Raw genomic sequence first — 18,717 nt, 5'->3', positions numbered from 1 at the left:
CGGGTTTCTTGCCATTATAGAGGCCTGTCGTTCTATACGTTTGCGCCGCACGCGCGGCATGGAAGGGATGAAGTCATGGCCAATGTGGTTGTCGTCGGCTCGCAGTGGGGCGACGAAGGCAAGGGCAAGATCGTCGACTGGCTGTCGGAACGCGCTGATGTGGTGGTGCGCTTCCAGGGCGGCCACAATGCCGGCCACACGCTGGTGATCGACAGCAAGGTCTACAAACTTTCGCTGCTCCCCTCCGGCATCGTGCGCAACGGCAAGCTCTCCGTCATCGGCAACGGCGTGGTCTTCGACCCGCACGCCTTCGTGGCGGAGGCCGAAAAACTCCGCGAACAGGGCGTGGAAGTGACGCCGGATTGCCTGAAAATAGCCGAAAACACCTCGCTTATCCTGTCGCTCCACCGGGAGCTCGATGGATTCCGCGAAGACGCGGCCTCCAGCTCGGGCACCAAGATCGGCACCACCCGCCGGGGCATCGGCCCCGCCTATGAAGACAAGGTCGGGCGCCGCGCCATTCGCGTGATGGATTTGGCAGACTTGAACACATTGCCCGCAAAGGTCGACCGCCTGCTGACGCACCACAATGCGCTGCGGCGCGGGCTGGGCCATGCCGAGGTGGCGCATGAGACGATCATGCAGGAGCTGACCTCCGTCGCCGACAAGATCCTGCCCTATATGGACCGGGTCTGGAAGATCCTGGACGACCGCCGCCGCGCCGGCGAGCGCATCCTGTTCGAAGGCGCGCAGGGCACGCTGCTCGACATCGACCACGGCACCTATCCCTTCGTGACCTCCTCCAACACCGTGGCCGGCCAGGCAGCACCCGGCTCGGGCATGGGGCCAAGCGCCATCGACTATGTGCTCGGCATCACCAAGGCCTACACCACCCGCGTCGGCGAAGGCCCCTTCCCGACCGAGCAGCAGAACGAAATCGGCGACTTCCTCGGCACCAAGGGCCATGAGTTCGGCGTGGTCACCGGGCGCAAGCGGCGCTGCGGGTGGTTCGACGCGGTGCTGGTGCGCCAGGCGGTCGCCGTCAACGGCATCAAGGGCATCGCGCTCACCAAGCTTGACGTGCTCGACGGCCTCGACGAGATCAAGGTCTGCACCGGCTACATGCTCGACGGCGAACTGATAGACTACCTGCCGGCGAGCCAGGGCGCGCAGGCGCGCGTGGAGCCGGTCTACGAGACGCTGGAAGGCTGGAAGGGCACGACCAAGGGCGCGCGCAGCTGGAACGACCTTCCGGCCCAGGCGGTCAAGTATGTGCGCCACATCGAGGAACTGATCGGAGCGCCGGTGGCGCTGCTGTCGACCAGCCCCGAGCGGGACGACACCATACTTGTGACCGATCCGTTTCAAGACTAGTTTTCGCCCATTCCCGGCCGGAGCAAAGCCGGCCGGGATGGAAACCTACAGGTCGAAAGAAGCATGGCAGATTTCGTTGCGGTTCTGAAGAAGACGCTGGACGGGTTGACCGATCCGACGCCCGCCTTGCGGCAGAAGGTCTACGACAAGGCCCGTGCGACCATTGACGCCAAGCTGGCGGCGATCAACCCGCCGCCGCCGCAAGCCGTCGTGGACCGCCAGAAGCGTGCGCTGGAAGATGCCATCGCGACGATCGAGAAGGATTATTCGGACCACGCCCGCCCCAAGATCAGCGACGATCCGCTGGACGAGTTGGACAGCGTCTTCGCCTCGATCGAACAGCGGAAGAGCGTCCCGCTCGAGCCCGCGCGCCCGCAGGCCGCGCTTGACGAACCCGAGCAGGCCCGCCCGCGGCCGCAGCCCATGGCGCCGACCTCCCAAGCACCGGCACCCAAACCGGTTGCTGCGCCAAAAACCGAGGCGGCCGCGCAACCGGCCGTTGCCCTGCCTGGGCCGGCAAAGGCCGAGCCTGCAACCGCTGCAGAGACACGGCCTCAAACGTCGCCGGCCGCCATGCCGCCCCGCCCGGCCATGCCAGAGCGCGCCGCGCCGGCAGAGCCGGAGAGCGCGGAGCCGGCAAAGCGCGGGTTTTATCCGCCGGTCAGCGATGAAAGCGATGATGATGAATTCGCCGATGTGGCGGAGGCGGAAGGCGGACGCGACAAACGCCGGCTGATCACGATCGCAGCAGCGGCAGCCGTCGGGCTGGTCGTCGTCGCAGGCGGCGGCTACGCTCTTTTCGGCGGCAAGTCATCCGACACCGAGGCCACCGGGCAGGAAGCCACGGCGCCTGCTCCTTCAGCCGAGACGGAACCGGCAACACCAAGCAGCGAGCCCGAGACGACGCAGCCGGCCCAGGCGGCTGGCGAGCCCGGGGCGGAACCCAAGTTCACGCAGCGGCTGAATGCCGACGGCACGGAGATCGACCCCGGCCCGGCCGGCGGCTCGGCAGCAATCGGCGAAGGCACTTCCGTTGCCGCGGCCACCCAGCCGCCGCAGGACGCAGGCACCGCCACCGCGCCCGCGCCCACGGGCACGACCGCTCCCGCCGCGCCAGCCGCGCAGCCCGGCGTCGCCGTCGGCCAGCGCGCGATCTTCTACGAGGAGCGCACCAGCGTGGCCCAAGGCTCGGCCGAGCCCGGCAACATCGTCTGGTCGGTCGTGCAGGAATCGCCCGGTGGCGACCTGCCGCCGGAGCCGGCCATCCGCGCCGAAGCGACCATTCCGGGCAAGGACCTGCAGCTGCGCATGACCATCCGCCGCAACGCGGACGCGACCCTGCCGGCCAGCCACATCATCGAGGTGATCTTCCTGACACCGCCGAGCTTCGAGGGCGGCGGCATCGAGAATGTGCTGCGCGTGTCGATGAAGGGTTCCGAGCAGGAAGCCGGCAGCCCGCTGATCGGCATTCCGGCCAAGATCGCCGACGGCTTCTTCCTCATCGCGCTCAACGACGGCAAGCCGGAGACGGAAGCCAACATGACGCTGCTGCGCCGCCAGAGCTGGATCGACGTGCCGATCATCTACAAATCCGGCCGCCGCGCGTTGTTCACCATGGAAAAGGGCCTTCCCGGCCAGAAGGTGTTCGACGAGGCGATGAAGGCTTGGCAGGCCGCCGCCGGCAACAGCAACGGCTGAGATATGACGCGCTAGACAAAGAGAGACGGCCCCTTGCGGGGCCGTTTTTTATCCGGGTCGAGCAGACGTCGCGCCCCTGCCCTTCGCTATGGCTCCGGGCGTTCGGCATTCGAAAAGCCAAATCGTTGGCTTTTCGCCGGCCTGCGGTCGGACATGTCTCACCCCTCCAGTTCCTCGCGCAGCATTTCCAGTTCCAGCCACTCCTCCTCCATGGCCACCAACGTGGCACGCTCCTTGTCGAGGGCGGCGATGGTTTTCTGGAAACCCTTCGGGTCGCGCTCGTAGAAGGCCGGGTCGGCGATGTGGTTTTCCAGCTCGGCGATGGAGGCAGACACGGCCGCCATCTTCGAGGGCAGGTTTTCCAGCGCGAATTTCTGCTTGAACGACAGCTTCTTCGCGGGTGCCTTCGGCGCGGCAGGCGCGGCTTCCGCTCGCGGCGCTTCAGCCGACTGCTTGCGGGCGTCACGGCGGTCGTTCAGCCGCGTGCCGCCGCGCTGGGCCAGCATGTCGGAATAGCCGCCGGCATATTCCAGCCAGCGCCCGTCACCTTCCGGCGCGATCACGCTCGTGACGGTGCGGTCGAGGAAGTCGCGGTCGTGGCTGACGAGGATGACGGTGCCGGGAAAGCCCGCCACGAGTTCCTGCAGCAGTTCCAGCGTTTCCATGTCGAGGTCGTTGGTCGGCTCGTCGAGGACCAGAAGGTTGGCCGGCCGCGCCAGCACCCGCGCCAGCAGCAGCCGCGCCCGCTCGCCGCCCGAAAGCTCCCGCACCGGCGTGCGCGACTGCTCGGGCTTGAACAGGAAGTCCTTCATGTAGGAGACGACGTGACGCTGCTCGCCATTGATGACGAGGCTTTCGCCGCGGCCATCGGTGAGATAATGCGCCAGCGTCTCCTGCGGGTCGACCGCTTCGCGCTTCTGGTCCAGCGTGGCGATTTCCAGATTGGTGCCCAGCCGCACCGTGCCGGTGTCGGGCGCAAGCTCGCCGGTCAGCATCTTAAGCAGCGTCGTCTTGCCGGCGCCGTTGGGGCCCACCAGGCCGATGCGGTCGCCGCGCTGAATGCGCGTAGAAAAATCCTTCACGACCGTCAGCTCGCCGAAGCTCTTGGAGATGTTCTTGGCCTCGATGACCAGCTTGCCGGACTCGGTCGCATCGCTGGCCACCATGGTGGCCGTGCCTTCCGCGCCGCGATGATTGCGAAAGCGCTGGCGCATGTCCTGCAGCTCGCCCAGCCGACGCATGTTGCGCTTGCGCCGCGCGGTGACGCCATAGCGCAGCCAGTGCTCCTCGCGCACGATCTGGCGGCCGAGCTTGTGCTGCTCGCGCTCTTCTTCCTCCAGGATCGTGTCGCGCCATTCCTCGAAATGAGCAAAACCCTTCTCTAGCCGCTTCGTCTGGCCGCGATCGAGCCAGACGGTGGCCTTGGAGACACGCTCCAGGAAGCGGCGATCGTGCGAGATCACGATCAGCGCCGAGGAGGAGCGGACAAGCTCGTCTTCCAGCCATTCGATGGTTTTCAGGTCGAGATGGTTGGTCGGCTCGTCCAGCAGCAGGATGTCCGGCTCAGGCGCCATGACGCGCGCAAGTGCTGCGCGGCGCGCCTCGCCGCCGGAAAGATCGTCCGGACGCTCGTCTCCGGTCAGCCCGAGATGTTCGAGCAGATAGGTGGCGCGGTAGGGATCGTCGGCCGGACCGAGGCCGGCCTCGACATAGGCGCGCACGGTGGCAAAGCCGTCCATGTCCGGCATCTGCGGCAGGTAGCGGATGGTGGCCGAGGGCTGGCGGAATACCTCGCCGTCCTGCGGCTCGACCATGCCGCCCGCGATCTTCAGCAGCGTCGACTTGCCGGAGCCGTTGCGGCCGACCAGCGCGATGCGGTCGCCGGCGGAGGCCGAGAGCGCCGCCCCGTCGAGCAGCGGGGTGCCGCCGAAGGTCAGTTTGATGCCGTCGAGATTGAGAAGCGGAGGCGCCATGTCGTGTTCAGTGTTCCGGTAGGGGACTGGGGTGAGCGAGAAGCATTGCGCGGCCGCGTTCGAGCGAGATGCGCAAACTGCCCTTCACCTCGTTGGAAAGGGTGAGCGAGGAGCCGAACGGCACCTCGACACGGTCGAGAGGCCACTTCGCGCCGGCCTCGCTGAGCCCCGAAAGGTCGGAAAAGGCCAGGATCGAAAACAGCGTCCCGTCGGCATAGTCGAAACTGGTGGTTCCGGGCAAAAGCGGGTGCCCCTCCTGCGCGCCGCTGGTGAGCAGCACTGTTGTGCCGGCCTCGGCCAGCCGCATGGCCAGCGCCAGGTGCAGGAAGCCGTGGTCCGAGCGCGGCCCGCCGAAAGCGCCGGCAAGCACCAGCGAGGTGGCCCCCGCTTCAAGCGCGGCGGCCACCGCCAGTTCGCCGTCGGTCATGGCCTTTTCGGACGGGAACACGCGGCGGGGCACCCCCACATAGCGTTCGGTGAGATCGGCACGAACGGAATCGAAGTCGCCGACCCAGAGTTCCGGAGTCACGCCAAGCATCTCGGCATGGCGGATGCCGGAATCGGCTGCGATGATGCGACTTCCCGCCGCCTGGGCGGCAATGCGCGGCGTGTGAACAAGCTCGCCGCCGAGCAGGATGAAAAATCGGCTCATGGTGGCCCGCTCTATCACGCGCGGCCCTTGGAACGGAAGGCCGGGTTTCGCGTCTTTAGGCAGTAAGGAGGCGTGGCCTTGCGTGCCCGGACGCTTCGGCCTATGTCTCGTGACGCTCTAACGGGGTGCCGAACGCAATTTTCCGCGATTCGGCTGAGAGGCAAGGGGGAAACCTGGCCAACCCGCTGAACCTGATCCGGTTTGTACCGGCGGAGGGATTAGATGCATCGGACGCCCGACGCCTCAATTCCCTTTCAATTTTTTGGATGAAGGAGGCGCCGATGCGCACGCTGCTTTTCTCATTTGTCTCGACCCTGGCCGTTACGGCCGCCCTGCCGGCGCTGACCGCCGACAAGCTGACCGTTTACACCTATGAAAGCTTCACCTCCGAATGGGGCCCCGGCCCGCAGGTGAAGAAGGCTTTTGAAGCCGAATGCGGCTGCGAAGTCGATTTCGTCTCGGTGGCGGATGGCGTCGCACTGCTCAACCGCGTCAAGCTCGAGGGGAGCTCGACCAAGGCCGATATCGTGCTCGGCCTCGACACCAACCTGACGGCAGAAGCCAAGGCGACCGGCCTGTTCGCGCCCTCGGGCATCGACCTTGCCCAGGTGAACGTTCCGGGCGGCTGGAGCGACGACACCTTCGTGCCCTTCGACTACGGCTACTTCGCCGTCATCTACAGCACCGAGACGCTGAAGAACCCGCCCAAGAGCCTGAAGGAACTGGTGGACGGAGACCCGGCCGAGAAGATCGCCATCCAGGACCCGCGCACTTCCACGCCGGGGCTCGGCCTGCTGCTCTGGGTCAAGGCGGTCTATGGCGACCAGGCGCCGGAAGCCTGGGCCAAGCTGAAGAAGCGCGTGCTGACGGTGACGCCGGGCTGGAGCGGATCCTACGGCCTGTTCACCAAGGGCGAGGCGCCAATGGTGCTGTCCTACACCACCTCGCCCGCCTATCACATGGTGGCGGAGAAGACCGACAAGTACCAGGCCGCAAGCTTCGAGGAAGGCCACTACCTGCAGGTGGAAGTGGCGGCCACCACCGTGACCGGCGAGAAGAACCCACTAGCCAAGAAATTCATGGAATTCATGACCGGCCCCGGCTTCCAGGACGCCATCCCCGAGACCAACTGGATGTTCCCGGCCGGCAAGACCGACAAGCCGCTCGACCCCGCCTTCGACAAGCTCGTCAAGCCGGCCAAGACGCTTGCCATCGGTTCCGACGAAGTCGCCGCCAACCGCAAGGCATGGGTGGACGAGTGGCTGGGCGTGATGAGCGAGTAGGGCAATAGAAACGGTCGAGGCGTGGCGGTGGGGAGATGGAGAGGCATGGATTCCCGTGATCCTTCGCCGCTTCGCCGATCGCTTCGCTCCCGGCTCATGGCTCAGGACACGAGAATGACGAGCCTTCTTTTCTGTCGGCGCGAACCGACCATCGTCGATGTTTCGGATGGCCTAATGTCCCCCCGTCATCCTCGTGCCCGGAGCCCCGAAGGGGCGAAGGGTTACGGGGATCCATGCCTCGGCGGACCTGACTTCGAATACGGAGCAGAGAAGAGGGCGGGTGTATGATGCCCAATTCGATGTCGAGCACGGCCGCAACGACCCCACCCCCGGCCTGCGGCCGGCCCCTCCCCTCAAGGGGGAGGGATGGGCGCATCGTGGCCGGCGTTGTCGCGCTGGCTGCCATTGCCGTGCTCATCGGCGGCGCCTTTGCGGGGTTGGTGCTCGAGGGCGTCGAAGACCTGTCGGGCGCGTTTGCCGCCTTCGACGGTTATCTGTTCCGTGTCGCCCGCTTCACCCTGTGGCAGGCGATGCTGTCGACCTTGCTTTCCGTGGTGCCGGCGCTTTTCGTCGCCCGCGCCCTGTCGCGGCATCCGGAATTTCCCGGCCGTGGCCTGATCCTCAGGCTGTTTGCAGTGCCGCTGGCGCTGCCGGCAATCGTCGCAGCGCTCGGCGTACTCGCGCTCTATGGCCGCGCCGGTTATTTCGCCGGCCCGCTGGCCCAGATCTCAGGCGGGGACTGGCCGGGCATATATGGCCTCTCGGGCATCCTGATCGCGCATATGTTCTTCAACCTGCCGCTGGCGACCCGTCTTTTCCTGGAGGCACTCAACACCGTGCCCGCCGACCAGTGGCGGCTGGCGAGCCAGCTTGGCATGGGCGCGCGCGCCGGCTTCCGGCTGATCGAGTGGCCGGCGCTGCGCGCCAGCCTGCCGGGCGTGGCCGGCCTCGTCTTCATGCTCTGCATCACCTCCTTCACCATCGTGCTGACGCTGGGCGGGGGCCCGCGCGCCTCCACGCTGGAGGTGGCTATCTACCAGTCGCTGCGCTTCGATTTCGACCCGGCCCGCGCCGTGGCGCTGACCGCCCTGCAGATCCTGCTCACCATGGCCGTGGTGGTGGCGCTGGCGCGGCTGGGCGCCAATGTAACCGGGGACGCCAATCTTTCCGTGGCTGCGCGCCGCTACATTCCTGCAAGCCGTGGCGAGACCGCATTCGACGTCGTGCTGATTGCCGTGGCACTCGCCTTCATCGCCGGGCCGATGCTGGCGACCGTGCTGTCCGGACTGGAAGCCGACCTCGCGCGGCTGGTGGGCGAAACGACGGTTCGCCGGGCGGCGGCCACCAGCCTTGTGCTCGCCGGCCTTTCGGCGCTGCTGTGCGTGACGCTGGCCTCGGCGCTGACCATTGCACGGCGGGCTCTGGCCCTGCAGCGCACGGGAAAGGACGAGCGCAGCCTGCTGGAGCGGGCGACCGACACCGGCGCCGGCTTCGTGCTGGTGGTGCCGCCCATCGTCATCGGCGCTGGCTGGTTCGTGCTCCTTCGCCACGCCGGCGATGTCTTTGCGCTTGCGCCGGTGATGGTGGTGACGGTCAATGCCGTGATGGCGATGCCGTTTGCGCTGCGCGCCATCCGCCCGGCCCACGACGCCGCCAGCGAGCGGCACGAGCGCCTGTGCGCCCAGCTCGGCATCCGCGGCTGGAACCGCCTGCGCCTGATCGAATGGCCCGTCCTGCGCCGCCCGCTCTCCACCGCCTTTGCCTTCGCCATGGCGCTGTCGCTCGGCGACCTCGGCGTCATCGCACTGTTCGGCAGCGACCAGGTGCAGACCCTGCCTTACCTGCTGCTTGCCCGCATGGGCAGCTACCGCACCGCCGACGCCGCCGGCCTCGCCCTGCTGCTCGGCCTCATCTGCCTGGCCTTGATGGCGCTGGCCGACCGCCTTGGAAAGGAAACCAGGCCATGACCTCGCCTGCCCGCACAGGAGGCCTCGACATCAGGCTGGATGAGGTAGCCTTCACCTATGAGGACATGCGCATGCGCTTCGACGCGACGATCGAGGCCGGCTCCATCACCTCGGTGATGGGCCCCAGCGGCGCCGGCAAGTCGACCTTCCTCAATTTGATCGCCGGCTTCGAAACGCCGGAATCCGGCCGCGTGCTGATGGGCGGCGTGGATGTCACCAACGCCCCGCCCTCGGGCCGTCCGGTGTCGATGGTGTTCCAGGAAAACAACCTCTTCGCGCATCTGAGCGTCGAGCAGAATGTCGGGCTCGGCCGCTCGCCGGCGCTGCGCCTGACCGAAGCCGATCGCGCGGCGGTTTCTGATGCGCTTGCCCGGACCGGACTTGCCGGCAAGGAGAAGCGGCTGCCGCGCGAACTCTCCGGCGGCGAGCGCCAGCGCGTGGCACTGGCCAGGGTGCTTGTGCGCGACCGGCCGGTGCTGCTGCTCGACGAACCCTTCGCCTCGCTTGGCCCGGCCCTGCGCGAGGACATGGTCGACCTTGTCATGTCCGTCCATGCGGAACGGCGCATGACTGTTGTCTTCGTGACACACCAGCCCGAGGACGCCAGGCGAATCGGCGGAAACCTGCTGTTTCTCGAGCGGGGAAGCGTGGCTGCAGCCGGCACGGCGGCCGAGTTCTTCAACGAAAGCGGGCCCAGGGCCTTCCGCGACTACATCGGAACGGGCGGCAATGTGGCGTGAATCCGGGAAGTTGCCCGGAAGCGGACACAATTTTTATTCAGATGAACCGTAGGGGCCGGTCCGGATTCTTGTTTTGTCAGGAGGAGTGTGGCTACGTCCTGAGTTAGCCTGCGATGCTTTGCTGCCCCGCCCGACGAAAGGAACTGTTCCCTGTCGACCCGCCTGATCTCCGCCGGATGGACGTTTTCGCCCACAGGCTCGCGCCTGCGCGCGCGTATGGCTGTGGCCGTGCTGGCGCTGGTGTCCGGGTGCCAGGCGATAAACAGCGAGCTGAAGGAGTCGGGCTTCCAGCCTTCCAACAATCCCGTCACGGTCGACAATGTCTCGCGCAACGACCGCATGGCCGAACTGGCCAGGAGCCAGCATCCGCGCATCCTGGCCACCTATGGCGGCGAATATTCGGACCCGAAGCTGGAGCGCATGGTCGCCAAGGTTGTGGGCAACCTGACCACCGTTTCGGGCAACCCGACCCAAGCCTATCGCATCACCATTCTCAATTCGCCCAACGTCAACGCCTTCGCGCTGCCGGGCGGCTATCTCTATGTCACGCGCGGCCTGCTGGCGCTCGCCAACGATTCGGCCGAGCTCGGCGCCGTCATCGCCCATGAGATGGGCCATGTGACCGCCAACCACGGCATCCAGCGCCAGCAGAAGGAAGCCGAGGAGGTGCTGGCCACCAAGGTGGTGACGGACGTTCTTGGCGAAAGCCCCACGGCCAAGGCGGCGCTGATTCGCGGCAAGCTCCGGCTTGCCCAGTTCTCGCGCAACCAGGAACTCGAGGCCGATGCCATCGGCATCAAGGCCAGCGGCCAGGCCGGCTTCGACCCCTATGCGGCCGGGCGCTTCCTGCAGTCCATGGGTGCCTACAGCGACTTTCGCTCGGTCACCGGCGCGACCGATCCGAGCCTCGACTTCCTGGCAAGCCACCCTAACACGCCGCAGCGCGTCGAGCTGGCCCAGCGCCATGCGCGCATCGTCGGCCCCGACGGCGTCGGACTGCGTGACCGCGATTCCTTCCTGGCCGGCATAGATGGCATGCTCTATGGCGACACGCCGGAGGAAGGCTATGTGCGTGGCACCACCTTCCTGCATCCGCGCCTGGGCATCTCGTTCTCGGTGCCGGCCGGCTTCGTCATCGACAATTCGGCAGCGGCCGTCACGGCCACCGGCCCCGGCGACATGGCAATCCGCTTCGACGGCGTGGCGATCGACAGCCGGATGCCGCTTACCGACTATCTGCGCAGCGGCTGGGTGGCCGGGCTGGATGCCGCCAGCGTGCGAGCCGAGACGATCAACGGCAACGAGGCGGCCACGGCCACCGCGCGTGCCGACGGCTGGCAGTTCGGCATCACCGTCATTCGCGCCGGCGAGCAGGTCTATCGACTGCTGACCGCCGCCCCGCTGGCAAGCACGTCGCTGGCTTCCGTGTCGCAGACCGTAAGCAGCAGTTTCCGGGTTCTGACGGCCGCCGAGAAAGCGGCGCTGAAGCCGCTGCGCATCCGCATCGTGACCGTTCAGCCCGGCCAGACCATCGGAACCCTTGCCGCCGGCATGGTCGGCGTCGAGCGCAAGCTCGACCTGTTCCGGGTACTGAACGGGCTTGCGCCCGGTGCGACCGTTTCCGCCGGCGACAAGGTCAAGATCGTCACTGACAAATAAGGCCCCCTTCCGGGAGGCCTCATTTGGGTTGCGAAACTCGATTGCTGTGCCTCAGGCAGACAGGAAGGCCGGGCTTTCCTTGACCAAAGCCGTCTTCAGCTTTTCCAGAGCGCGACTCTCGATCTGGCGCACGCGCTCCTTGGAGATGCCCAGCGTCTCGCCCAGCGCCTCCAGCGTGGCGCCCTCGTCCTGCAGGCGGCGTTCCTCGATGATGCGCAGCTCGCGCTCGTTGAGCACGCCTAGCGCCTTCTTCAGCCAGTCGGAACGGCGCTCGACATCGATCGCCTCGCCAACCACCTCGTCGGGAAGCGGGTCGTCAGACACCAGAAAGTCCATACGGTCGGCGGAGCCGCCGCGATCGTCCGTCAGCGGCGCGTTGAGCGATGTGTCCGGACCCGACAGACGAGCATCCATCATCGCCACATCGGCTTCAGACACGCCGAGCGCGGTGGAAATCTCCTTGTAGAGCGCGGTGCTGGACTGGCCATCCTGGCCGCGCGCCAGGCGCGCCCGCAGGCGGCGCAGGTTGAAGAACAACGCCTTCTGGGCCGAGCTGGTGCCACCGCGCACGATGGACCAGTTCTTGAGGATATAGTCCTGCATGGAGGCGCGTATCCACCAAGTCGCATAGGTCGAGAAGCGGACGTCGCGGCCGGGCTCGAAGCGCGCAGCCGCTTCCAGAAGCCCGACATGGCCTTCCTGGATCAGGTCGCCCATCGGCAGGCCGAAATAGCGGAATTTCGCCGCCATCGAGATGACAAGGCGCATATGCGCCGTGGTGATGCGGTGCATCGCGGCCTGGTCGTGATGCTCCTTCCAACGGACGGCGAGCTCCTGCTCCTCGCCGCGCTCGAGATACGGCGCCTTCATCGCGGCCCGGATCATGGTTCGCCTTGCTTTGTCTTCGGTCATGCTGCGCTCCCAAACTCTGGCGCAATTCCAGGTCGCGGTAATCCGGTGCCTTCAAGCAAGGGTCGCAGCCGTCTCGAACCGCCCTACAAGCCTTGCAACGTGAATCTCGAACGAATGTTCCATAGCCTGCGTCAATGCGCGCCGGCCTGATGGAGGGCGTCGGCAGCACCCGTTGCCTCCGCGAAAACGGGCTCCTTCGGATCAGGTGTCGGTGGAAAATGGCGAGGCGCGCGATGACCGGAAACGGCGTGCGACCCTCCGACTTCCTCTTCCAGGTGGCCGCTATCGCCCCGCCACCTACCCGGCGACGGCGGCATAAACCGCCATCCCTCACGACCATTGCCGACGAAGAGCAGAATATGCGCCTCCGCAACGCCGATGCCTCGGTGGGCCGGGACTATGTAATGTCGATGATTAGGCCTCGTGGCCCCGCTCATTTTGAACGGGATCAGGACAACCGGATGTCGCCTTCCACAACGTGGTTGAGGTCCGTGCCTTCGGCCGTAAGCGTCATGCGCACGTGCAGGCGCTCGCCGGTGACCTTGCCGTCGCGCACCACCGCCTCGATCGCCCGCTGCGAGGTGACGCCGACCTGCTTGAGAAACTTGCGGATCGACATGTTCAGCACATCTTCGTCCATGGCAGGCCTCCTCAACTTGCAGATGGAGGGATTTTAAGCCGAGGCGGCAAAGGGGCAAGGGTTGTCTGGACCGCCGAACTTGCGCCGCCGGCTCTGGTTGGTTTGGCTTTCGAGTGATCCGATGCGCGCCGCCACAGGCACAACAAAAAACCCGGCGTTTCCGCCGGGTCTTTTTCATGTCGCCGAAGCGCGAGCCTTCGCGGCTTATGCCGCCTCTTCCTGCTCGGCTTCCTCGTTGTCGGCCTCGGCCTTGGACCCGCGCTTGGGGCCCTTGGCAAGGTTGGTCTCGATCATGCGCACCGCCTCGGTTTCCGAGACGCGGTTGACGGCGGCGATTTCGCGGGCCATGCGGTCAAGCGCGGCCTCGTAGAGCTGGCGCTCGGAATAGGACTGCTCCGGCTGGTTTTCGGCGCGGTAGAGGTCGCGCACAACTTCCGAGATGGAGATGAGGTCGCCCGAATTGATCTTGGCGTCATATTCCTGCGCGCGGCGCGACCACATGGTGCGCTTGACGCGGGCACGGCCCTGCAGAACCTTCAGCGCGCGCTCGACATAGTCCGTCTCCGACAGCTTGCGCATGCCGATGGAGGTCGCCTTGGCAACCGGCACCTTCAGGCGCATCTTGTCCTTCTGGAAGTCGATGACGAAGAGCTCCAGCTTGTGGCCCGCGACTTCCTGCTCGTCGATCGCCATGATCTGGCCGACGCCATGCGCCGGGTAGACGATGTACTCGCCCGTCTTGAAGCCATGACGGCCTGCGGATTTCTTCTGCGCGGTTGCGGTTCCCATACGCCCTGAACTCCTTTTATGACGCCGGCTGGAACGCCGACATACCTGTTGGACGGCCGAATTGGCCGAAAAGCGGATACCGCAAGACGACAAACACCCCTCCGGTAAAGCCAGAGGCCGGCAAACGGGCAATGCGTTTGTCCCAGCCCAAGTCGCCTTGGTCCGAAGTTGTGTTCACCTTTCAGTGATTAGGGCGTTGCGCCATAAATCGACAGCGTGTCAGCGGCATGATCAACCCCTTCTTACTACAAATAGTTGAAAGAATCAAGGTTTTGCCGCGCGTGCCAGCGCGGCCCCGCCGGAGCGGGGCAATCAGACTGCATTCGAAACTAGGGCGCGCCCGCCAGGCGGCAAGCGCCCTCAAGGGCAATCAGTCGCCCTGGCCGGGCTCCGGCGAGAAAAACTTCTCGAACTTGCCCGGCATGCCGTCGAACTCCTTGGCGTCTGCCGGAGCCTCCTTCTTGGAGGTGATGTTCGGCCACTTCGAGGCGTATTCGGTGTTGATCTCGAGCCACTTTTCGAGTCCGGGCTCGGTGTCCGGCTTGATCGCTTCGGCCGGGCATTCGGGCTCGCACACGCCGCAGTCGATGCACTCGTCGGGGTGAATGACGAGCATGTTATCGCCTTCATAGAAGCAGTCGACCGGACAGACTTCAACGCAGTCCATGTATTTGCACTTGATGCAATTGTCGGTCACGACATAGGTCATGCTGCTGCTCCGGGACTCTGGCCCACTCCTGTTATATGGGGTCAGGTAACCGCTTTGCGAAGGTCTTGCAAGGGCGGCCATGTCGCAGAACGCGGTGGTTTTGGAATGACGTTCCACGCGCCTGCGATCGGCGAAATCGTCAGGCCTCAGCGCTCGTGCAGCTTGTCGATCTGGCGCCGCTCGCGCTTGGTCGGGCGCCCGCTGCCAGCGTCGCGCACCGGCACCAACGCATCCGGAAGCGCGGGGTCCTTCGGTGCCGGCGCGGGCGAAAGATCCTCGTAAAGCAGCCGCGCCTCCTCGGCCGGGCCGCGCCGGCTGCCGGGCAGCAAGACCTTGTAGACTAGGATGCGCCGGTCGAGCGTGATCGTCAGCACGTCGCCTGGCTTGACGGAATCGGCAGCCTGGCTGGTCTTCTCGCCATTGATGCGCACGCGCCCCATCTGGGCGAGCTTGGCCGCCAGCGAGCGCGACTTTATCGCACGCGAGAAGAACAGCCATTTGTCGATGCGCTGACGACCTTCGGCAGGCATCGGCCCCGGCGCCTACTTCTTGAGTTGGTCGCGCAAGGCGGCGAGCTTGGCGAAGGGCGAGTCCGGGTCGATGCGGGCGGGGCGCTCGTCGCGAGCCCTGGCCTGGAACGCGGGCTTGCCCTGCGAGCCGCCCTTGCCGCCGCGCTCCTCGCGCCGGTCGGGACGTCCGCCATCGCCGTTGGGCTTGCCGCCTGGCTTGCCCTTGAACTTGCGCTCGAACCGCTCCTTGCCGCCCTGCTCGCGGCCCTGGCCGTCGCCGCGCTGCTGCTGGCGCTGTCCCGGCGCGCCCTGTGCATCGGCGTGGCCGCCGCGCCGGCGATTGTCCTGGCGGTGGCGCGGGCGCTGCTCGAAACGGGCCGGACGCCACAGAAGAACCGGCTTGGGCTCTTCCGCGGCTTCGGTAGCCGTCGCAGCGGCAGCGGCAGGAGTTGCCTCCTCGGAAGTGGTCTCCTCGGCAGCAGCCGCTTTCTCGGCTTCTGTCGAAACTTCCACGGCGGCTTCTACAGCAGCCGGCGCTTCCTCGGCAGCAGCAGGCTCCTGAGCTTCTGCCGGAGCTTCCACAGCGGTCTCTGCCGTAGCTTCCACGGCGGCTTCCGCAACAGCCGCTTCGGCCTCGACGGGCTCGCCCTCGATGGCTGCCGGCGCCTGCTCGGCTGCAGCCTTTGCCGCGGCTTCGGCGGCGGCCTGGCGCGCCGCTTCGTCCAGCGCTTCCAGCCGCGCCTTGACTTCGACAGCCGGCTTGGCATCGGCGCGGTAGCCGAGCCCCTTCAGGATTTCTTCCATATCGTCGGCGGTGGCGCCGAGAATGGACATCATAGCCGGCGTGACCAGGAAGGTGCTGCCATCATAAGCGCCTTCGGGGCGCGCGCCGGTGCCCGCCTTCCAGGCCAGTGCCGGGCGAATGAGGTCCGCCAGCCTCTCAAGGATGTCGACGCGCACGGCGCGGCGGCCCAGCATGCGGAAGCCGGCGAGCTTGTAGAAGGTCTTGTCGAACGCCGGGTCGACCACCACGGAGGTGCGGCCGGCCGCCAGCGCGTGCACCACGTCGCCAAAGCCGGGCGTGTCCTTGCCGTCGTTCTTCAGCGCCCACAGAAGCGTGATCAGTCCGGCCGGGCCGGGCTTCAGCAGCGTCGGGACGAAGACATGATAGGCGCCGAAGCGCACGCCCAGGCGGCGCAGGCTGGCGCGGCCTTCCTGGTCGAGCGACTTCATTTCCTCGGCAATGTCGCGCCGGTTGAGCAGGCCGAAATTCTCGACCAGCTGGAAGGCGATGCCACGCGCGATGCCGGTGAGCTGATCGGCGCCGCGCAGGTCGAGGAGCGGCTTCAGCGCGGTGTCGATCTGGAAATTCACGAAGCGCTCGGCGCGCGCTGCCACCTTGTCGCGTGCGGGGCCTGTGAGCTGCTCGTCGGCCAGCAGGATGACGCGCGGGCGCAGCGCATCCTCGGTCGCCACCAGCGTGCCGATGGGCGCGCCGATCCAGCGCAGCGTGCCGTCCGAGCCGAGCGCGAGGTCGCCATTGGCGCAGGCCGCGAAGCGTTCCGCGCGCGCCTCGAACTCGACGCCCAGCGCCTTCTGCGCGGCCGCCCTGATGGCCTTGCCGTCTTCGCCGCCAGCGCTCTGGTCGGCGGTGAAGCGGAACCCTTGCAGTTCCCCGACGTGATGGCCTTCGACGAGGACGGTTCCGGTTGAGCTGATTTCGGCTTCTAGCATGGTGTTTTCTCTAAGGCGGCGCATAAGGACCGAAGTCCTGCGGTCTACAAAGCGTTTCGTCAACCGTTCATGCAGTGCATCCGACAATCTGTCTTCGATTTCCCGCGTCTTTTCCTGCCAATGTAGCGGATCAGCCAACCAGCCAGGCCGGTTTGACACATAGGTCCAAGTGCGGATCTGGGCAATACGGTGCGAAAGCGTGTCGATGTCGCCGTCGGTGCTGTCGGCACGGCGCACCTGTTCGGCCATGTAATTCTCGTCGACATGGCCGCGGTCGGCGAGGTCGAAAAAGATGGAGGCGACAAGATCGGCATGCTGGGCCGGCGCGATGCGGCGGTAGTCGGGCAGCGCACAGACATCCCACAACAGCGCGACGCGATCGCGGCTGCCAGCGCGCCGGGTGATGTCGGGATCGCGCGACAGCTGTTCCAGCGCCTGCGCATCGACCGCCGGCAAGGCGCGTGTCAGCCCTTCTACGGGGGCAACGGTGTCGATGGAGCGCTTCAGGGCATCGATGCTGGCGAAATCGAACCGGGCGGTGCGCCATTGCAGCACCTTCACCGGATCGAAATCATGCGCCTCGATCTTCTCGATCAGCTCCTCCGGGAAGGGATCGACCTGGCCGGTGACGCCGAAGGTGCCGTCGCGCATGTGCCGGCCGGCACGCCCGGCGATCTGGCCCAATTCCGCGGGATTGAGGTCGCGGAACTGGAAGCCGTCGAACTTGCGGTTCTGGGCGAAGGCGACATGGTCGACGTCGAGGTTGAGGCCCATGCCGATGGCGTCGGTTGCCACCAGATAGTCGACGTCGCCCGACTGGTAGAGCGCCACCTGCGCGTTGCGCGTGCGGGGCGAAAGCGCGCCCAGCACCACGGCGGCTCCGCCCCGCTGGCGGCGGATGAGCTCGGCGATGGCATAGACCTCGTCGGCCGAGAAGGCGACGATGGCCGAACGGCGCGGCAGCCGCGTGAGCTTCTTGGAGCCGGCATAGGCCAGATGGGAAAGCCGCGGCCGCGTGACCACCGAAATGCCCCGCAGCAGCCTTTCCAGAATGCCGCGCATGGTGGCGGCACCCAAAAGCAGCGTCTCCTGCCGGCCGCGCAGATGCAGGATGCGGTCGGTGAAGATGTGGCCGCGCTCGAGATCGCCGGCAAGCTGCACCTCGTCGATGGCGACGAAGGCGGCATTGGTCTCGCGCGGCATGGCCTCCACCGTGCAGACCGAATAGCGGGCGCTCGGCGGCATGATCTTTTCTTCGCCGGTAACCAGCGCCACATTGTGCGCGCCAACCTTTTCGCAGACGCGGGTGTAGACCTCACGGGCCAGAAGCCTGAGCGGCAGGCCGATGACGCCGCTCTCATGCGCCACCATGCGCTCGATCGCCAGATGGGTCTTGCCGGTGTTGGTCGGCCCGAGAACGGCGGTCACGTCGCGCCCGGTCAGGACGAGCGGGTCAGACTGTTTAGGGTGGACGTTCATCAGGAATTAGGCGGCCTTTTCTGGCTCGGCAGTTCGCGGAGACCCGGCGCGGCGGGCCAGTCGGCTCTATGCAGGCGTGGACTCATGATCGGGTCGCTCTTCCCGACAGATAGGGGTTCGGCAGGAGAAACGAAAGCCCTAATATTCGGCGGAATAACGGCCGGGAACGACTCTGGAACGAATCGGCGACGAATCGCTGACTCCAACTGATTCAGCTTTTGTTCACGGCTAGATATAGCCCGGCCGGCAATCGACAGCCCCATATGCTGAATCTCTTATAATCCTGCGCACTCCGGATTCCCCCCGACAGGTCTGTCGCTTCGCCACCCGAGGCGACCGAAAGGGATAAGCCATTGAATAAAGTCGCATTTCCTGCCCGGAAGGGTGACCCGACCGATACGCACGTTAACCTTCCGTCCAAAGGAGGAACGAATCGGCGACGAATCGCTGTTCGGCCAGCTTTCCCTCTTTGTTCACCACCACATGCTGTGCCTTGACAGGGATGACGACCCAAATGGCGGCGGGGCGAGGGGCGGAAATCCTCACCTTTTTGCCGCCAGCGTTAACCTTTTGCTGCCGGGAGGCGAGATCGCCGCTGA

The 18,717-nt window shown here is 66.1% G+C and carries 14 protein-coding genes and 1 riboswitch; of the genes, 6 read left to right on the top strand and 8 right to left on the bottom strand.

Annotated elements, in window-relative coordinates; genetic code table 11:
• Positions 1–75 precede the first annotated feature (75 nt).
• The gene (locus AC3A4H_RS17855; protein WP_487767908.1) at positions 76–1,374 is read left to right on the top strand and encodes an adenylosuccinate synthase; all 1,299 of its coding nucleotides are present in this window, start codon (positions 76–78) and stop codon (positions 1,372–1,374) included.
• Positions 1,375–1,437: 63 nt separating this feature from the next.
• On the top strand, positions 1,438–3,072 hold the full coding sequence (locus AC3A4H_RS17850; RefSeq protein ID WP_487767907.1) for a hypothetical protein: 1,635 nt from the start codon (positions 1,438–1,440) through the stop codon (positions 3,070–3,072).
• A gap of 158 nt (positions 3,073–3,230) precedes the next feature.
• On the opposite strand, the gene AC3A4H_RS17845 is transcribed toward AC3A4H_RS17850, so the two are convergent.
• Both AC3A4H_RS17845 and AC3A4H_RS17840 read right to left on the bottom strand, forming a co-directional pair.
• Positions 3,231–5,045 carry an ABC-F family ATP-binding cassette domain-containing protein gene (locus tag AC3A4H_RS17845; RefSeq protein ID WP_487767906.1) on the bottom strand — a complete coding sequence of 605 codons (1,815 nt, stop codon included), beginning with the start codon at positions 5,043–5,045 and terminating at the stop codon, positions 3,231–3,233.
• A gap of 7 nt (positions 5,046–5,052) precedes the next feature.
• A complete protein-coding gene (locus AC3A4H_RS17840) occupies positions 5,053–5,697 on the bottom strand; it encodes a thiamine diphosphokinase (protein ID WP_487767905.1) in 645 nt (214 codons plus the stop codon).
• 111 nt (positions 5,698–5,808) lie between these two features.
• Positions 5,809–5,932, top strand: a riboswitch (TPP riboswitch).
• Positions 5,933–5,978: 46 nt separating this feature from the next.
• Between AC3A4H_RS17840 and thiB the strand changes: the two genes are divergently transcribed.
• From thiB to AC3A4H_RS17820, 4 genes are all read left to right on the top strand, one after another.
• Complete coding sequence (gene thiB, locus AC3A4H_RS17835; protein ID WP_487767904.1) at positions 5,979–6,980, top strand: thiamine ABC transporter substrate binding subunit; 1,002 nt, start codon at positions 5,979–5,981, stop codon at positions 6,978–6,980.
• 299 nt (positions 6,981–7,279) lie between these two features.
• Complete coding sequence (thiP, locus tag AC3A4H_RS17830; RefSeq protein ID WP_487768102.1) at positions 7,280–8,947, top strand: thiamine/thiamine pyrophosphate ABC transporter permease; 1,668 nt, start codon at positions 7,280–7,282, stop codon at positions 8,945–8,947.
• Entirely contained in the window at positions 8,944–9,687 is a 744-nt protein-coding gene (gene thiQ / locus AC3A4H_RS17825) for a thiamine ABC transporter ATP-binding protein (RefSeq protein WP_487767903.1), read from the top strand. Before thiP ends, thiQ begins: the two co-directional genes overlap by 4 nt.
• 216 nt (positions 9,688–9,903) lie before the next feature.
• Positions 9,904–11,346, top strand: a complete 1,443-nt coding sequence (locus AC3A4H_RS17820) for a M48 family metalloprotease (protein WP_487767902.1) — start codon at positions 9,904–9,906, stop codon at positions 11,344–11,346.
• 51 nt (positions 11,347–11,397) lie between these two features.
• On the opposite strand, the gene AC3A4H_RS17815 is transcribed toward AC3A4H_RS17820, so the two are convergent.
• The 6 genes from AC3A4H_RS17815 to AC3A4H_RS17790 all read right to left on the bottom strand — a co-directional run bounded on the left by AC3A4H_RS17815 (position 11,398) and on the right by AC3A4H_RS17790 (position 18,118).
• Positions 11,398–12,258: an RNA polymerase factor sigma-32 gene (locus tag AC3A4H_RS17815; protein ID WP_487767901.1), complete on the bottom strand. Its 861-nt coding sequence runs from the start codon at positions 12,256–12,258 to the stop codon at positions 11,398–11,400.
• Between the two features lie 448 nt (positions 12,259–12,706).
• Positions 12,707–12,898, bottom strand: coding sequence for a DUF6494 family protein (locus AC3A4H_RS17810; protein WP_487767900.1), 192 nt, complete (start codon positions 12,896–12,898; stop codon positions 12,707–12,709).
• A 204-nt stretch (positions 12,899–13,102) separates the two neighbouring features.
• Complete coding sequence (locus AC3A4H_RS17805; protein WP_348778924.1) at positions 13,103–13,687, bottom strand: CarD family transcriptional regulator; 585 nt, start codon at positions 13,685–13,687, stop codon at positions 13,103–13,105.
• Between the two features lie 370 nt (positions 13,688–14,057).
• The gene (fdxA, locus tag AC3A4H_RS17800; protein ID WP_348778923.1) at positions 14,058–14,396 is read right to left on the bottom strand and encodes a ferredoxin FdxA; all 339 of its coding nucleotides are present in this window, start codon (positions 14,394–14,396) and stop codon (positions 14,058–14,060) included.
• A 146-nt stretch (positions 14,397–14,542) separates the two neighbouring features.
• Entirely contained in the window at positions 14,543–14,926 is a 384-nt protein-coding gene (locus AC3A4H_RS17795; RefSeq protein ID WP_487767899.1) for an RNA-binding S4 domain-containing protein, read from the bottom strand.
• 12 nt (positions 14,927–14,938) lie between these two features.
• Positions 14,939–18,118: a helicase-related protein gene (locus tag AC3A4H_RS17790; protein ID WP_487767898.1), complete on the bottom strand. Its 3,180-nt coding sequence runs from the start codon at positions 18,116–18,118 to the stop codon at positions 14,939–14,941.
• Positions 18,119–18,717 lie beyond the last annotated feature (599 nt).

The sequence above is a fragment of the Pseudaminobacter sp. Soil_N_29 genome (assembly GCF_057656055.1).
This window is presented reverse-complemented; position numbering and strand designations above follow the sequence as displayed.

Excerpts from the sequence above, each read along its gene's own strand:
- AC3A4H_RS17820 (WP_487767902.1), top strand. The coding sequence starts at position 9,904 with ATGGCTGTGGCCGTGCTGGCGCTGGTGTCCGGGTGCCAGGCGATAAAC.
- thiB (WP_487767904.1), top strand. The coding sequence starts at position 5,979 with ATGCGCACGCTGCTTTTCTCATTTGTCTCGACCCTGGCCGTTACGGCC.
- AC3A4H_RS17805 (WP_348778924.1), bottom strand. The coding sequence starts at position 13,687 with ATGGGAACCGCAACCGCGCAGAAGAAATCCGCAGGCCGTCATGGCTTC.
- AC3A4H_RS17810 (WP_487767900.1), bottom strand. The coding sequence starts at position 12,898 with ATGGACGAAGATGTGCTGAACATGTCGATCCGCAAGTTTCTCAAGCAG.
- AC3A4H_RS17840 (WP_487767905.1), bottom strand. The coding sequence starts at position 5,697 with ATGAGCCGATTTTTCATCCTGCTCGGCGGCGAGCTTGTTCACACGCCG.
- thiP (WP_487768102.1), top strand. The coding sequence starts at position 7,280 with ATGTCGAGCACGGCCGCAACGACCCCACCCCCGGCCTGCGGCCGGCCC.
- AC3A4H_RS17850 (WP_487767907.1), top strand. The coding sequence starts at position 1,438 with ATGGCAGATTTCGTTGCGGTTCTGAAGAAGACGCTGGACGGGTTGACC.
- AC3A4H_RS17795 (WP_487767899.1), bottom strand. The coding sequence starts at position 14,926 with ATGCCTGCCGAAGGTCGTCAGCGCATCGACAAATGGCTGTTCTTCTCG.
- thiQ (WP_487767903.1), top strand. The coding sequence starts at position 8,944 with ATGACCTCGCCTGCCCGCACAGGAGGCCTCGACATCAGGCTGGATGAG.
- AC3A4H_RS17855 (WP_487767908.1), top strand. The coding sequence starts at position 76 with ATGGCCAATGTGGTTGTCGTCGGCTCGCAGTGGGGCGACGAAGGCAAG.
- AC3A4H_RS17790 (WP_487767898.1), bottom strand. The coding sequence starts at position 18,118 with ATGAACGTCCACCCTAAACAGTCTGACCCGCTCGTCCTGACCGGGCGC.
- fdxA (WP_348778923.1), bottom strand. The coding sequence starts at position 14,396 with ATGACCTATGTCGTGACCGACAATTGCATCAAGTGCAAATACATGGAC.
- AC3A4H_RS17815 (WP_487767901.1), bottom strand. The coding sequence starts at position 12,258 with ATGACCGAAGACAAAGCAAGGCGAACCATGATCCGGGCCGCGATGAAG.
- AC3A4H_RS17845 (WP_487767906.1), bottom strand. The coding sequence starts at position 5,045 with ATGGCGCCTCCGCTTCTCAATCTCGACGGCATCAAACTGACCTTCGGC.